Raw genomic sequence first — 13,803 nt, 5'->3', positions numbered from 1 at the left:
CACGGCGGCCGATAAATGTTTGGGGCGGATTTTACCGTTTCGGCGGTTGGGCGAGTGTGTCAATCATCGCCCGGATAGCGCGCATCTGGACACCGTCGCGCGTGTGGTAGTCGGTGCCGGTATAGCCCCACCAGTCCCAGCAGCCTTTCGGATTGAGCAGCCATTGGGTCGAGCCGAAGGCAAAGCCGCTGCGCGCGATGGTTTGCGGATAGAGGACGATCAGCCGATTGCTGGCTGCCCAGTGGTTGTAACCGGCACCTTCGATAAAGCGGCGACCAACTTCGCCGACATTCTGGCGGCAACCGTGAAACGCCATGTGTACCCGGCAATTGCCGCTGCGGCAGGCGTTCGGGATGAAGGCGTAGCCTTCGTCGGCCAGGCTGGCATCGACGGCTGTGCCGCTGATGAAGGGGCGCTGGTCGAAGGCGATGATGTCGCCGTCTGTCGCCGAGGTCGATGGCTTGATTGAGCCGAGCAGATGGCTCAGCAACTGTCCGGCCGCATCGAAATCCTTGCAGCGGTTGATGAACGGCGGGGTCGAGGTGTTGCAGGCGTTGGGCTGGATATCGCTGACCGATGGCATGGCATGGCCGGCATCAGGCAGTTTGACGTAGCGGATGGCGTTTTCCGGCAAGGCTTCGCGGTAGAAGGCTGCCAGGGCGTCCATGACCGACGGGGCGACGGTTTTGTCGTTGCCGCCGGAGAAAAGCCAGACGCGATCGTCGCGCAGATGTTCCGGGGCATCGATTTTGCCTGCCTTGGCCAGTTGCCGGATGGTGTTCAGCGTTTCGGCCGGCTGTGGCGGCGTGTCCTTGCCGGTGGCTTCCATGCAGTTGGCGAGAGCCCGGTTAACCGAACCGCTGGCGCAGTAATACGGTCCGCCGGCGATGATGCCTGCTCCGTGTACCAGTGCTGAATAAGCGACCTGGAACTGAACGGCCATGTAGCCACCGGAAGAAATGCCGGAAACCGTCAGATCGTTTGTGGTCGCGCCGAGTTGGGGCAGGGCAGGGGCCGCCTGGGGGGCACTGGCCAGCAAGGCCAGCGAAAAGGCGAATGCCGAACGGCAGGAAAGCAGGGACATGATGCGGCAGACTCCGAAGATTGGGCCGTTGCAGGGGTAAAGCGGCAATTTCAGCCGGGGCAGGATAACAGATCGACTGCTTTATCTATCCCGCTGGTTTTATTCTTTAGAATGGCGTTTTATTCAAAATGAAAGAATTTCAATGGCCGGAGCCAGCCTGCTGCTTCTGATTGACGACATTGCCTCGGCGCTCGACGATGTTGCGGCGATGACCAAGGTTGCGGCCAAGAAAACAGCCGGTGTGCTGGGTGACGATCTGGCACTTAATGCCGAACAGGTCTCCGGGGTCCGTGCCGAACGCGAATTGCCGGTTGTCTGGGCCGTAGCCGTCGGCTCGCTGAAGAACAAGCTGATTCTGGTACCGGCGGCCCTGGCGATCAGCCTGCTGATGCCGTGGGCCATCCTGCCATTGTTGATGATTGGCGGTTTCTACCTTTGTTTCGAAGGTGTCGAGAAACTGTCCCACAAGTTTTTGCACCGCGCCGATGACGCTGCCGGCCACCATGTCGATACGGTGGCCGCAGAATCCGAGACGATCGGTAACCTGGCCGAACTGGAAGCAGAGAAGGTCAAAGGCGCGATCCGGACCGATTTCGTGCTTTCGGCTGAGATCATCGTCATTGCGCTGGGGACGGTCAGCGACAAGCCGTTCATGACCCAACTGGCCGTGCTGGCCGGCATCGGGCTGATCATGACTGTCGGTGTCTATGGCATCGTGGCCGGCATCGTCAAACTCGATGATCTGGGTTTTTATCTGCTGCGCAAGCGCAATGCGCTGGCGCGCCAGTGTGGCCGGCTTCTGGTTCAGGCCGCGCCGTGGCTGATGAAGGCTTTGACCGTCATTGGCACCGCCGCGATGTTCATGGTCGGTGGCAGCATTATTGCCCACGGCATTCCGGCCGCGCAGCATGCAATTGAACTGGCGACGGAATGGGCAGCGACAAGCGGCGGATTATCGATGTTGCTGAAAGTGCTGACGCCGGTAATGCTCGATATGGTGGTTGGTTTCGTTGGTGGTGTACTTGCCCTGGCCGGCGTTAAATGCGTTTCGGCATTGGGGCGAATCAGGAAAGGAGGCCCGCAATGAGCAAGGCACTTCGTTTGTCGGAAAAATGGTTTCGCTTCGGCCTGTGGCTGGTTGCCTTCGTTTTCGCCAGCTTTCTGATCGGGCTGGGCGGTACGATCGTCGAGAATTTGCCGAAGGTTGAGCATTACTACACGCTTGAAGATTTCATCGACAAGCCTGCCGCCGAGCAGGTGCGTGCCACGATCAAGCAAAGCCAGGCAACGGCGCAGGATGCCCAGGAAAAACTGGAGCAGGCGCGCCTGAAACACAACACGGCACGTGCCAATGCGGGCAGTGCGCGGGAAACCTTCAACAACTGGCTGGCTACCCGGCACGCGACCCAGCGGGCGGAGCAGGATGATGAACTGCTGAGCCGGACAAAAGCACTCGATGAACTCAAGGCGGCAGAACGCAACGCCCTGGCGGGGGTTGAAAGCCAGCAACAAGTTGCGCTCGATGCGCAGCAGGCCGAGCAGCATGCCCGCAATCGGTTGGGCGAACTGGAAAATGCGGCTGCCAGCCAGTTGACCGCGGCACAGCAAAGTCAGGAGTTGCGCGTCTTCGGGTATCGCCTGCTGCTGACCTTGCCCTTATTGGGGGCGGCTGGCTGGTTATTCGCCAAAAAGCGCCAGAGTACCTGGTGGCCTTTTGTCTGGGGCTTCATTTACTTTGCGTTATTTGCCTTCTTTGTCGAACTGGTGCCGTATTTGCCGAGTTACGGGGGGTACGTTCGCTACGCAGTCGGGATCGTGGTGACGGTACTGGTCGGTCGGCAGGCGATCATCGGGCTGAACCGTTATCTTGAACGCCAGAAACAGGCTGAGGCGATGCCTGATCTGGAGCGTCGCAAGGAGTTGGGTTACGACACGGCACTTGCTCGCCTGGCCAAGAAGGTTTGTCCCGGCTGCGAGCGTCCGGTTGATTTGGCCAATACCGCAATCGATTATTGCCCGCACTGCGGTATCTGCCTGTTCGATCACTGCGAGCAATGCGCCGCCCGGAAAAGTGCTTTTTCACGTTTCTGCCATGCCTGCGGTGCTGCGGCCAAGGCTGTGGCCGGTCTCTGAAGATCAGGCGGCTTGTGCCGCCTTGCTTCAGATTTCAGTCAGGACGGATTCAACCGGCAGGCGTGATTTCGGCAGCTTGGCATTGAAATCATTTGCGCTGCGGTAGCCCAGGGCCAGCAAGGCAACGCTGGTCAGTCCCTGGCTGCGCAGGCCCAGTTCTTCATCCAGGATGCGGGCATCGAAACCTTCCATCGGGCAGGCATCGATTTCGAGCGTGGCTGCGCCGAGCATGGCCGTGCCCAGTGCCAGGTAAACCTGCTTTTCGATCCAGTGCTGTGCATCTTTCTGGTCGTAGCGATGAAGATTGACGTAAAAGCTGCGCGAGGTGTTCTGGGCTGCCTTGGCTTCGGGGGTGGCAAAACGGCCATCCTGCTCTTCGCTGGCCAGCACCTTGGCCAGATGCGACTCATCGATCCCGGTACGGGCGCAGAAAACAATGACGTGCGAGGCATTCAGGATTTTCGCTGTGTTGTAGGCGAAACCGGTTTCGGTGGCTTTTGCCACTCTGGCCTTGCCTTCGGCCGTGCCGGCAATGACAAAGTGCCATGGCTGGGAATTGACCGACGAAGGACTGTTGCGCAACAGGGTCCGCATCTCGGCCAGGGTTGCATCAGGGATGGTTTTTGCTGGGTCAAAGGCTTTGGTGGTGTAGCGGGCTTGGCTGAATTGAGCGATGTTCACGGTGTTGATCCTGAAAGAAGTGGGGCCAGTATCGGGTTTTTACGCCAGCCGAAAAACTGTTTGATCGGCGAATCTGTTTCAATCAAAGATTGATAATCAGGCGGCGTCATGCTGTCTGGCATGAAAATCGTGTTTTCAGGCGGTCGACCGCAGCAGTCCGCCTGAATGGCCGGGGGCTGACTTAGGACTTGTTCTTGAGCATCCCCTGCAGTGCGGCGAAGGGATTGTGCGTCGCACCGCCGCCACGAGGCGAGTTGCTGTCGGTGTAGCCACGGTCGGCCTCGATCTGTTTCTGGTGTTCGTTGTCGTGGCAATACAGACAAAGCAACTCCCAGTTGCTGCCATCGGACGGGTTGTCGTCGTGATTGTGATTGCGATGGTGCACGGTGAGTTCACGCAGGTTGGTGGTGGTGAATTCACGCGCGCAACGACCGCAAATCCACGGGTAAATTTTCAGTGCGCGCTCGCGATAGCCTTCCGCCCGGGTATCGGCCGCCTTGCGGGCATCGCTGACGATTTTGTCGAGACGGTTGTGGTCGATGGCTTTCATGGTGTGCTTCGCTTTGGAATGGAGTAGACAGGCTGGAATCGTAGTCCGGCCAGGTGCTGTGCGGCAAGCCGGTTTGCCGCATAGAATGCCAGTCTTTGCCTTTATTACGGATCATCATGCCGCGCATCAAGATTGATTTACCCGAGACTTTCATTTTCTCAACTGACCTTCCGATCTATATCAATCACATCAACTACGGTAACCATCTCGATAATTCCGCCCTGATTTCGCTGGTTTCCGAGGCCCGAGTCCGCTTTTTCAAGTCACTCGGTTACTCCGAACTGAATGTCGAGGGGGTCGGGGTGATCGTTGCCGACGTGGCTGCCCAGTACAAGTCGGAGGCTTTCCACGGTGAAGTGATGCAGATTTCGATGACGGCCAATGATTTCAACAAATACGGTTGCGACCTGGTCTGGCAAATCACCGATCAGGCGAGCGGCCGTGAAGTGGCTCGTGGCAAGCACGGCATCATGTTTTTCGATTACACCGAACGCAAGCCCGCGACGGCCCCTGCGGCATTTGTTGCCCGGTTTGGCGACTGAGTCATGCTGCCAATTCGCTACGTCGAGCCGGTTTTCCGTCCCCCGAGCGAAGCCGATTCGCTGATTTTGCCGGTGACGGACGGTTGTTCGTGGAACAAGTGCACTTTTTGCGAGATGTATACGGCACCGCAAAAACAGTTTCGCGCTCGTGAGCAGGATGAAGTGCTGGAAAGTATCCGGCTGACCGGGCAACGCTACGGTGATCAGATCCGGCGTGTATTTCTGGCCGATGGTGACGCCCTCGTTTTGCCAACTCGCCGTTTGCTGGCCATTCTTGAAGCAATTCGAACGCACATGCCGGCGGTTCGTCGTATTTCCAGCTACTGTTTGCCGCGCAATCTGAGCAAGAAGAGCCAGCTGGAAATGAATCAGCTGGCTGCCGCCGGACTGACGATGGTTTATGTCGGGGCCGAATCCGGTGACGATGAGGTGCTTGCTGCGGTCAACAAGGGGGAAAGCTTCGAAACGACGTGTGCGGCACTCGACAAACTGGGTGAGGCGGGAATTACCCGCTCGGTCATGATCCTGAACGGACTGGGCGGCCAGTGCTGGACGCACCAGCATGCCGAAAACTCGGCTCGCCTGGCCAATGCGACGCAACCCGAGTTTCTGGCAACGCTGGTGGTCAGTTTCCCCAAAGGTGAAGCGCGCTTTCGTCAAGGCTTTCCCGGCTGGGAGCCGCTCGATCAACACCAGTTGTTCGTTGAAATGGAGCGGTTCCTGCAAGCACTTGATCTGCGTCGCACGGTGTTTCGCAGCGATCACGCTTCAAACTGGCTGGTACTCAAGGGAACATTAGGCGCGGAAAAGGAGCGGCTGTTGGCCCAGGTACGTCAGGCGATCCTGCAGCCCGAGTCCGCCGGACTCCGGCCGAAATGGGCGCGAGGCCTGTAATGGACGGGCAGGGCTGCGGTCGACGTTCATCCGGGGCCGATTTTCTTGCCCAGGTGCTTTAGAGACGTGTTTTCCGTGTTTTTTGCTAAACTTGGTCAGTTGCTGATTTTTTCTTATATTTTGCACATTTAACCGCTTTGTTTAAGCGAGCGGTCAATACAATTGTCGGGGATGACGGGTGAGTTTGCTCTCTAAAGCGGTCAAGTCGATCATGGCTCCGATTGGCAAAGCCTTGAACGGTTTGGGCATTCATGCGCTCAACTCGGTTTATGGTGTTCGCCCGAAATCCGACGCGCCATCTCCGGCGGCCGCTCCGACCAGAGCCCCCATTTCATCACTGACCACCGCACAGATTGCCGGCCTGACGTCTACGCAGATTCAGGCCTTGTCGACCACGGATATTGCCCAATTATCCGTCGAGCAACTCGACGCTTTTACGACATCCCAGATTCAGGATTTTTCCTCATCGCAGGTGGGGGCGTTTTCACCATTCCAGATTTCTTCCTTCCTGACCAATCAGATCGGCGCATTTACCTCTACGCAGCTCAGTAATGGATTCACAACGGCACAAATCGCCGCGCTGACGACTGACCAAGTGCGTCTTGGCTTGAGTACCAGCCAGATTCAAGCCTTGACTACGAGCGAGATTGCCGCACTGAGCAGCCTGCAACTTCAGAGCGGTTTGACCACCGACCAACTGGTTGCGCTGACCACCGGGCAAGTGGCAGCGTTGACCACCGGACAGCTTGTTACGCTCAGTACGAATCAGCTTCAGGCAATGGAAACGCAGGATGTGGCCGCCCTGACCAGCAGCCAGATTGCAGCCCTGACCACGACCCAGATCAGCCAGGGGCTGACTACCGCCCAACTGATTGCACTGGGGACGGCCCAGGTTGCTGCCTTGACGACGGAACAGGTTCAACGTGGTTTGAGTCCGGCCCAGCTATCCCTACTGGGATCAACCCAGATTGCCAGCCTGACTACGTCGCAAATTGGTGCGCTGACGACCGATGAAATTGCCTCAGGTCTGACGACCGACCAGATCGTTGCACTGACCACCGGCCAGATCGCCAGCCTGAACAGCAGCCAGTTGCAGGCACTGAACACGACACAGGTGGCGGCCATCGAAACAGTCGATATCGCCGCGCTGACGACCAGTCAGATCGTTGCCCTGACCACGGAACAAATCAGCCTCGGCCTCAATACCCGGCAAATTCAGGCGTTGACCACGACAGAAGTGGCGGCGCTGAGCAGTGACCAACTGCAAAACGGCCTGACGACGGATCAACTGGTTGCGCTGACGACCGGGCAAGTTGCAGCTTTGACGACCCAGCAACTGACCACGCTTGGCACGGCCCAAATCGGTGTCATCGAGACGGTCGACATTGCCTCACTGACGACCCGCCAAATTGCGGCACTGACCACCCACCAAATCCGCCAAGGCCTGACGACCGCACAATTGCAGGCCCTGAGCACGACACAGATCGCTGCACTGACCACCGAGCAAATCCAGTCCGGCCTGAGCACTAGCCAGATTCCTGCACTGACCACGGAACAGGTCGCGGCCATCGAAACGACGGATATTGCGGCCCTGACCACAGCTCAAGTCGCCGCCCTGACGACGGCCCAGATCGTTGCACTGACCACCAACCAGATCGCCAGCCTGAACAGCAGCCAGCTGCAGGCGCTGAGCACGACACAGGTGGCGGCCATCGAAACGGTCGATATCGCCGCGCTGACGACCAGCCAGATCGTCGCGCTGACCACGGAACAAATCAGCCTCGGCCTCAATACTCGGCAAATTCAGGCGTTGACCACGACAGAGGTGGCGGCGCTGAGCAGCGATCAGCTGCAAAATGGTCTGACCACGGAGCAACTGGTGGCGCTGACGACCGGGCAGGTTGCAGCTTTGACGACCCAACAACTGACCACGCTTGGCACGGCCCAGATCGGTGTCATCGAGACGGTCGACATTGCCGCCCTGACGACCCGCCAAATCGCCGCCCTGACCACCAACCAGATTCGCCAGGGCCTGACTACCGCGCAATTACAGGCCCTGAGCACGACACAGATCGCCGCACTGACCACCGAACAAATCCAGTCCGGCCTGAGTACCAGCCAGATTCCGGTACTGACCACGGAACAGCTTGCGGCCATCGAAACGACGGATATTGCGGTCCTGACCACAGCTCAAGTCGCCGCCCTGACGACGGCCCAGATCGTTGCACTGACCACCAAGCAGATCGCCAGCCTGAACAGTACCCAGTTGCAGGCGCTGAGCACGACGCAGGTGGCGGCCATCGAAACGGTCGATATCGCCGCGCTGACGACCAGTCAGATCGTCGCGCTGACCACGGAACAAATCAGCCTCGGCCTCAATACCCGGCAAATTCAGGCGTTGACCACGACAGAGGTGGCGGCACTGAGCAGCGATCAGCTGCAAAACGGCCTGACCACGGATCAACTGGTGGCGCTGACGACCGGGCAGGTCGCAGCTTTGACGACCCAGCAACTGACCACACTTGGCACGGCCCAGATCGGTGTCATCGAGACGGTCGACATTGCCTCACTGACGACCCGCCAAATTTCGGCTCTGACCACCAACCAGATTCGCCAGGGCCTGACTACCGCGCAATTGCAGGCCCTGGGCACGACACAGATCGCCGCACTGACTACCGAACAAATCCAGTCCGGCTTGAGCACCAGCCAGATTCCGGTACTGACCACGGAACAGGTTGCGGCCATCGAAACGACGGATATTGCGGCCCTGACCACAGCTCAAGTCGCCGCCCTGACGACGGCCCAGATCGTTGCACTGACCACCAACCAGATCGCCAGCCTGAACAGCAGCCAGCTGCAGGCGCTGAGCACGACACAGGTGGCGGCCATCGAAACGGTCGATATCGCCGCGCTGACGACCAGCCAGATCGTCGCGCTGACCACGGAACAAATCAGCCTCGGCCTCAATACTCGGCAAATTCAGGCGTTGACCACGACAGAGGTGGCGGCGCTGAGCAGCGATCAGCTGCAAAATGGTCTGACCACGGAGCAACTGGTGGCGCTGACGACCGGGCAGGTCGCAGCTTTGACGACCCAGCAACTGACCACACTTGGCACGGCCCAGATCGGTGTCATCGAGACGGTCGACATTGCCTCACTGACGACCCGCCAAATTTCGGCTCTGACCACCAACCAGATTCGCCAGGGCCTGACTACCGCGCAATTGCAGGCCCTGGGCACGACACAGATCGCCGCACTGACTACCGAACAAATCCAGTCCGGCTTGAGCACCAGCCAGATTCCGGTACTGACCACGGAACAGGTTGCGGCCATCGAAACGACGGATATTGCGGCCCTGACCACAGCTCAAGTCGCCGCCCTGACGACGGCCCAGATCGTTGCACTGACCACCAACCAGATCGCCAGCCTGAACAGCAGCCAGCTGCAGGCGCTGAGCACGACACAGGTGGCGGCCATCGAAACGGTCGATATCGCCGCGCTGACGACCAGCCAGATCGTCGCGCTGACCACGGAACAAATCAGCCTCGGCCTCAATACTCGGCAAATTCAGGCGTTGACCACGACAGAGGTGGCGGCGCTGAGCAGCGATCAGCTGCAAAATGGTCTGACCACGGAGCAACTGGTGGCGCTGACGACCGGGCAGGTTGCAGCTTTGACGACCCAACAACTGACCACGCTTGGCACGGCCCAGATCGGTGTCATCGAGACGGTCGACATTGCCGCCCTGACGACCCGCCAAATCGCCGCCCTGACCACCAACCAGATTCGCCAGGGCCTGACTACCGCGCAATTACAGGCCCTGAGCACGACACAGATCGCCGCACTGACCACCGAACAAATCCAGTCCGGCCTGAGTACCAGCCAGATTCCGGTACTGACCACGGAACAGCTTGCGGCCATCGAAACGACGGATATTGCGGTCCTGACCACAGCTCAAGTCGCCGCCCTGACGACGGCCCAGATCGTTGCGCTGACCACCAACCAGATCGCCAGCCTGAACAGCAGCCAGTTGCAGGCGCTGAGCACGACGCAGGTGGCGGCCATCGAAACGGTCGATATCGCCGCGCTGACGACCAGCCAGATCGTCGCACTGACCACGGAACAAATCAGCCTCGGCCTCAATACTCGGCAAATTCAGGCGTTGACCACGACAGAGGTGGCGGCGCTGAGCAGTGACCAACTGCAAAACGGCCTGACCACGGATCAACTGGTGGCGCTGACGACCGGGCAGGTCGCAGTTTTGACGACCCAGCAACTGACCACGCTTGGCACGGCCCAGATCGGTGTCATCGAGACGGTCGACATTGCCGCGCTGACGACCAGTCAGATCGCCGCCCTAACCACCAACCAAATCCGCCAAGGTCTGACCTCTGCCCAGTTGCTAGCCCTGAGCACAACGCAGATCGCCGCACTGACCACCGAACAAATCCAGTCCGGCCTGAGCACCAGCCAGATTCCGGTGTTGACCACGGAACAGGTCGCGGCCATCGAAACGACGGATATCGCGGCCCTGACCACAGCTCAAGTCGCTGCCCTGACGACGGCCCAGATCGTTGCACTGACCACCAACCAGATCGCCAGCCTGAACAGTACCCAGTTGCAGGCGCTGAGCACGACGCAGGTGGCGGCCATCGAAACGGTCGATATTGCTGCATTAAGTACGCTGCAGATCAACCAGGGGTTGGCGACGACCCAGATTGCTGCGTTGTCCACTCATCAGATTTCGGCTTTGGGTACCGAGCAGCTCAAATTTGGTTTGAGTACTGCGCAGATCCAGGCGTTGACTACCGCTGAACTGGCTGCACTCAATACAACACAAATTCAGTCGGGCCTGAGCACTGCCCAGATCGTTGCCTTGACGACCGAGCAATTTGCCGCATTCAAGACTGATCAGTTGCAAGCTTTGGGGACGGCCCAGGTGAATGCGATGGAGACCCGCGATCTTGTGGCCTTGTCCACCACGCAGATCGTCGCGCTGACGACGAGCCAGATTCGCCAGGGATTGAACACGGATCAGCTGGACGACCTGACCACGGCTCAAATTGCGGCGCTGACCACTGAGCAAATCAGCGCTGGTTTGAGTCCGGCGCAGTTTGCAGTACTGACTACCGAGCAAATTGTTGCTTTGCGGACCAGCCAGATTGTGGCCTTGACCACAGATGAAATCGCCAATGGTCTGACGACAACTCAGTTCGCAGCACTGACCACCGAGCAATTGAGCGCGCTGACCAGCCTCCAGGTTGCTGCTTTGAGTACCGACCAGATTGCCAGTTTGCTGGGTACCGCTCAGCTAGGCGTGTTGACGACCAGCCAGATTGCCAGTTTGACGACGGACCAGATTGCTGCACTCAGTACCAGCCAGATTGCCAACGGACTGGGAACCGCCCAGGTTGCCGCACTGACCACGGAGCAGGTGCAGGCGCTGACGACCCGCCAGCTGACAGCGTTCAGCACAGGGCAGATTGGCGCACTTGAAACAGCCGATCTGGCGGCCTTGTCCACATCCCAGATTGCAGCCCTGACCACCGAGCAGATCAATTCCGGTCTCAGTACGACGCAAATTGCTGCATTGACGACGACGGAAATTGCCGCCCTGACCACCACTCAGATTCAGAGCGGCTTGAGTAGCGCGCAGGTTGTCGCCCTGACCACCGGGCAAGTTGCCGGATTGACTTCAAACCAACTGGTCGCGTTGAGTACCGCACAGATTGTGGCGCTCGAAACCCAGGATATTGCGGCTCTGACCACCGGGCAGATTGCTTCCCTGGCAACCGAAGATGTCGCTGCATTGACCACGACCCAGATTCAGTCCGGTCTGACCACCGAGCAAATCGTTGCACTGACTACGCAGCAGGTTGTTGGCCTGACCACCGGACAGTTGGTTGCATTGACGACAAATCAGCTTTCGTCGATGGAAACGACGGATGTTCTGGCGCTACAAACGACGCAGCTTGTGGCTTTGACCACCACGCAAATTCAGGCAGGCCTGACGACCGATCAGGTGCATGTTTTTACAACCGATCAGGTTTCGGCACTGACCAACGATCAGCGCGCCGCCTTGACGACCGATCAACTGGCCGCCATGAGCGACCAGATCTCCTACCTCTATGTCACGCCGATCGTGCTTGATCTCAATGGTGACGGCATCTCGACCTTGAGCATGGAGAATGGCGTTCAGTTCGACATGCTGGGCACTGGCCAGAAGATCGCGACCGGCTGGATCACCGGCGGAGATGCCTTGCTGGTCATGGATCGCAATCACGACGGCCTGATCAATGATGGCAGCGAGTTGTTCGGGGGAGCAACCGTGCTGGCCAGTGGTGAAAATGCAAGCAATGGCTTTGTGGCCATGCAAGCCCTGGATAGCAACGGCGATGGTGTGCTGACGCAAGCCGATGATGCCTGGGGCGATCTCGGCCTTTGGGTCGATGGCAATGCAGATGGTGTCAGCCAGACGGATGAATTGAAAACGCTCGATTCGGTCGGTATCACACAGCTCGATCTGACTTCGGCCAGTACCGCATCGTTCGATAACGGCAACCTGATCGGCCTGACTTCAAGTTACGAGATGCAGGATGGCTCGGTGCACCAAATGGCCGATGTCTGGTTCCGGGCCGACAAGGCGCCGGCCAGTTCAACTGATACCGTGTTGCAGGGCAAGGTCAGCAGTCTGGTCGATGCAATGGCTTCGTATCCCGATACGCTGAATGCGGCTTTGCCGGGCATTGCACCACTGATCCCGGCGGCGAATGAAACCCCGGTTGCCGGCAGCATGGCTGGCATCCTGGGGAACTTCGATGCCAACGGTAATTTGCTGAATGCCAGCCCGCTGATTCAATGCACGGCACTGCCGGGCGTTTCCTGCACCACTCTGCCTGCGGGGACGGCGGGGGCAAACCTGCTCATTCCCGAACGCTAGCAGCGCCGCCTGGCGAATGTCGCGGTCAACGCTTTAACGAGCGTTGATTTCAGCCTGCAACCATTGTTCAAAGGCGAGAACAATGCTTTTTTCTGCCACGCTTTTGGCGGTGACCAGGAAATAAACGTAGGCCGAAGGCATGCTGATGGCAAAGGGAATAACCAGGCGACCGGCGGCCAGATCGGCTTCGATCAACGGTTTGAGGGCCAGCGCAACGCCTTGACCTTCCAGCGCAGCCTCAAGTGCCATCAGTGAATTCGAGAAACGTGGGCCGCGTTCGCTATCAACACCGCTGACATTGGCCAGTTTCAGCCATTCATCCCAACTCGGACGCATATCAACGAGTGGAATCGATTCGTCGTGAATCAAGGTTTGGTGCCGCAAATCTTCCGGCTGCAGCAAGGGCGACGTTCCTTCAAGCAAACGCGGGCTGCACACCATGACGAATTCCGGGGCAACGATTTTCCTGACCTGGTAGCCCGGATACTGCCCAGTGCCGAAACGGATCGCCACATCAATCCCTTCGCTGCGCTTGCCGGCTGTCGCGCCGGCAGGCACGGTCAATCCCTGCTGGCCGTCGATATTGTCGCGCAAGCTTGAAATCCTGATGGCCACTTCAGGGTGAGCAGATGAAAAGCGGGGCAGGCGAGGGACCAGCCAGCGTGTTGCAAATGAAGGCGGAGCGCTCAGGTTCAGCGCAAGCTGACCATCGAGCCGTGTCGCTTCAATACCGGCTGAAAAGCAGTCCAGGCCTTCCCGTATTTTGGGGTGCATGGCCAGACCGGCTTCGGTCAGCTGCAGGCCCTTCTGGTGGCGTAGAAAGAGGGCAACGCCGAGATGGGTTTCCAGTGTCTTGACTTGCTGACTGACGGCGGCCGGCGTAACGCACAACTCTTCAGCCGCTCGCTTGAAACTGAGGTGGCGGGCAGCTGCGTCGAAAGTACGCAGGGTGGAAAGGGGAGGAAGGCGGTAGGGCAAG

At 58.8% G+C, this 13,803-nt stretch carries 10 protein-coding genes; 5 read left to right on the top strand and 5 right to left on the bottom strand.

Annotated elements, in window-relative coordinates; genetic code table 11:
* Positions 1-31: 31 nt before the first annotated feature.
* A complete protein-coding gene (locus KI614_RS08745; RefSeq protein ID WP_226404700.1) occupies positions 32-1,084 on the bottom strand; it encodes a poly(3-hydroxybutyrate) depolymerase in 1,053 nt (350 codons plus the stop codon).
* A gap of 142 nt (positions 1,085-1,226) precedes the next feature.
* Between KI614_RS08745 and KI614_RS08740 the strand changes: the two genes are divergently transcribed.
* Positions 1,227-2,171 (top strand): DUF808 domain-containing protein, encoded by a 945-nt coding sequence (locus KI614_RS08740; RefSeq protein WP_226404698.1) that lies wholly within the window; start codon positions 1,227-1,229, stop codon positions 2,169-2,171.
* Positions 2,168-3,217, top strand: coding sequence for a serine endopeptidase (locus KI614_RS08735; protein WP_226404696.1), 1,050 nt, complete (start codon positions 2,168-2,170; stop codon positions 3,215-3,217). The genes KI614_RS08740 and KI614_RS08735 overlap by 4 nt, the downstream gene beginning before the upstream one ends.
* Positions 3,218-3,244: 27 nt before the next feature.
* Here the strand turns inward: KI614_RS08735 and nfsB are convergent, their stop codons facing one another.
* The 3 genes from nfsB to KI614_RS08725 are packed head-to-tail and all read right to left on the bottom strand — an operon-like array spanning position 3,245 to position 4,448.
* Positions 3,245-3,898: an oxygen-insensitive NAD(P)H nitroreductase gene (gene nfsB / locus KI614_RS08730; protein ID WP_226404694.1), complete on the bottom strand. Its 654-nt coding sequence runs from the start codon at positions 3,896-3,898 to the stop codon at positions 3,245-3,247.
* Positions 3,895-4,020, bottom strand: coding sequence for a hypothetical protein (locus KI614_RS16365; protein WP_264178056.1), 126 nt, complete (start codon positions 4,018-4,020; stop codon positions 3,895-3,897). The genes nfsB and KI614_RS16365 overlap by 4 nt, the downstream gene beginning before the upstream one ends.
* Positions 4,021-4,079: 59 nt before the next feature.
* Positions 4,080-4,448, bottom strand: coding sequence for a YajD family HNH nuclease (locus KI614_RS08725; RefSeq protein WP_226404691.1), 369 nt, complete (start codon positions 4,446-4,448; stop codon positions 4,080-4,082).
* Positions 4,449-4,564: 116 nt separating this feature from the next.
* Between KI614_RS08725 and KI614_RS08720 the strand changes: the two genes are divergently transcribed.
* The 3 genes from KI614_RS08720 (at position 4,565) to KI614_RS08710 (ending at position 12,824) form a co-directional block, all read left to right on the top strand.
* Positions 4,565-4,990, top strand: a complete 426-nt coding sequence (locus KI614_RS08720) for an acyl-CoA thioesterase (RefSeq protein ID WP_226404689.1) — start codon at positions 4,565-4,567, stop codon at positions 4,988-4,990.
* 3 nt (positions 4,991-4,993) lie between these two features.
* The gene (locus KI614_RS08715) at positions 4,994-5,884 is read left to right on the top strand and encodes a radical SAM protein (RefSeq protein ID WP_226404687.1); all 891 of its coding nucleotides are present in this window, start codon (positions 4,994-4,996) and stop codon (positions 5,882-5,884) included.
* Between the two features lie 178 nt (positions 5,885-6,062).
* Complete coding sequence (locus KI614_RS08710; RefSeq protein ID WP_226404685.1) at positions 6,063-12,824, top strand: heme utilization protein; 6,762 nt, start codon at positions 6,063-6,065, stop codon at positions 12,822-12,824.
* A 33-nt stretch (positions 12,825-12,857) separates the two neighbouring features.
* Here the strand turns inward: KI614_RS08710 and gcvA are convergent, their stop codons facing one another.
* A complete protein-coding gene (gene gcvA, locus KI614_RS08705) occupies positions 12,858-13,802 on the bottom strand; it encodes a transcriptional regulator GcvA (RefSeq protein WP_226404682.1) in 945 nt (314 codons plus the stop codon).
* Position 13,803: the final 1 nt, after the last annotated feature.

Source organism: Dechloromonas denitrificans (genome assembly GCF_020510665.1).
In the GTDB taxonomy this organism is placed as follows: domain Bacteria; phylum Pseudomonadota; class Gammaproteobacteria; order Burkholderiales; family Rhodocyclaceae; genus Azonexus; species Azonexus denitrificans_B.
The sequence above is the reverse complement of the archived record's forward strand: the minus strand, read 5'-3'. Positions and strand labels throughout refer to the sequence as shown.

Coding starts and splice junctions, on each gene's coding strand:
- KI614_RS08745 (WP_226404700.1), bottom strand. CDS start 1,084: ATGTCCCTGCTTTCCTGCCGTTCGGCATTCGCCTTTTCGCTGGCCTTG.
- KI614_RS08740 (WP_226404698.1), top strand. CDS start 1,227: ATGGCCGGAGCCAGCCTGCTGCTTCTGATTGACGACATTGCCTCGGCG.
- KI614_RS08735 (WP_226404696.1), top strand. CDS start 2,168: ATGAGCAAGGCACTTCGTTTGTCGGAAAAATGGTTTCGCTTCGGCCTG.
- KI614_RS16365 (WP_264178056.1), bottom strand. CDS start 4,020: ATGCCAGACAGCATGACGCCGCCTGATTATCAATCTTTGATTGAAACA.
- KI614_RS08725 (WP_226404691.1), bottom strand. CDS start 4,448: ATGAAAGCCATCGACCACAACCGTCTCGACAAAATCGTCAGCGATGCC.
- KI614_RS08720 (WP_226404689.1), top strand. CDS start 4,565: ATGCCGCGCATCAAGATTGATTTACCCGAGACTTTCATTTTCTCAACT.
- KI614_RS08715 (WP_226404687.1), top strand. CDS start 4,994: ATGCTGCCAATTCGCTACGTCGAGCCGGTTTTCCGTCCCCCGAGCGAA.